A 1466-nucleotide genomic window follows, 5' to 3' on the forward strand; every position below is an offset into this window, starting at 1 on the left:
GGGGGCTGTCTGCCCCCTCTTGGCCCGATGGGCCAATTCACCCCCGAGGATATTGGCAGCCAGAAAAAGGCCGAAGGGCGCATGGGCCGCATTCGGGCAGTCGCGGGCGGCAGATCGGACGCACGTGACCGTGGCGCAGGGGGGGGGAGGAAAGCTGTCGGCTGCGCTCAGCATGGGAAAAGGGCCTCCCGAAGGAGGCCCTTTCCATTTGAACATTCATCGCTCCGGGCTCTCGTCGTTTTTCCATGAAAAGCGACTGCCGCCCACCCGGCGGGAAAACCCGCCGCGATTATTCGATGATCTTCGACACCACGCCGGCGCCGACGGTGCGGCCACCTTCACGGATGGCGAAACGCAGACCGTCTTCCATCGCGATCGGCGCGATCAGTTCGACTTCGAACTTCAGGTTGTCGCCCGGCATCACCATCTCGGTGCCTTCCGGCAGCGTCACGGTCCCGGTCACGTCGGTGGTCCGGAAGTAGAACTGCGGACGGTAGTTCGCGAAGAACGGGGTGTGACGGCCGCCTTCTTCCTTGGTCAGGATATAGGCCTCGGCTTCGAACTTGGTGTGCGGGGTCACCGAACCCGGTTTGCACAGAACCTGGCCACGTTCCACCGCGTCACGGTCGATGCCGCGCAGCAGCGCGCCGATGTTGTCGCCAGCTTCACCGCGATCCAGCAGCTTGCGGAACATTTCCACACCGGTGCAGGTGGTGGTCTGGGTGTCCTTGATGCCGACGATCTCGATGGTGTCGCCAACGTTGATCACGCCACGTTCCACACGGCCGGTCACAACGGTGCCACGGCCCGAGATCGAGAACACGTCTTCGATCGGCATCAGGAACGGCAGGTCCACCGCGCGTTCCGGGGTCGGGATGTATTCATCCACAGCCGCCATCAGTTCGCGGATCTTGTTTTCGCCGATTTCCGGATCACGGCCTTCCATCGCCGCCAGCGCAGAGCCTGCAACGATCGGAATATCGTCGCCCGGGAAGTCGTAGGACGACAGCAGCTCGCGGACTTCCATTTCCACCAGCTCGAGCAGTTCCTCGTCGTCGACCTGGTCGACCTTGTTCAGGAACACCACCAGCGCCGGAACGCCGACCTGACGGGCCAGCAGGATGTGTTCGCGGGTCTGCGGCATCGGGCCGTCAGCTGCGTTCACAACCAGGATCGCGCCGTCCATCTGCGCCGCGCCGGTGATCATGTTCTTCACATAGTCGGCGTGGCCGGGGCAGTCCACGTGCGCATAGTGGCGGCTCTCGGTTTCATACTCAACGTGCGCCGTCGAGATCGTGATCCCGCGCGCTTTCTCTTCCGGCGCCCCGTCGATCTGGTCGTAGGCTTTGAAGTCGCCGAAATACTTCGTGATCGCAGCCGTCAGCGTCGTCTTGCCGTGGTCAACGTGACCAATCGTGCCGATGTTCACGTGCGGTTTCGAACGATCAAACTTTTCCTTTGCCATG

The 1466-nt window shown here is 62.6% G+C and carries 1 protein-coding gene; it reads right to left on the bottom strand.

Annotated features, from left to right (window positions below):
• Positions 1 to 289: 289 nt before the first annotated feature.
• Complete coding sequence (gene tuf, locus G455_RS0122175) at positions 290 to 1465, bottom strand: elongation factor Tu (protein WP_028094072.1); 1176 nt, start codon at positions 1463 to 1465, stop codon at positions 290 to 292.
• Between the last annotated feature and the right edge of the window lies 1 nt (position 1466).

This window comes from Pseudodonghicola xiamenensis DSM 18339, from assembly GCF_000429365.1.
GTDB classification, from domain to species: domain Bacteria; phylum Pseudomonadota; class Alphaproteobacteria; order Rhodobacterales; family Rhodobacteraceae; genus Pseudodonghicola; species Pseudodonghicola xiamenensis.

Coding starts and splice junctions, on each gene's coding strand:
- tuf (WP_028094072.1), bottom strand. CDS start 1,465: ATGGCAAAGGAAAAGTTTGATCGTTCGAAACCGCACGTGAACATCGGC.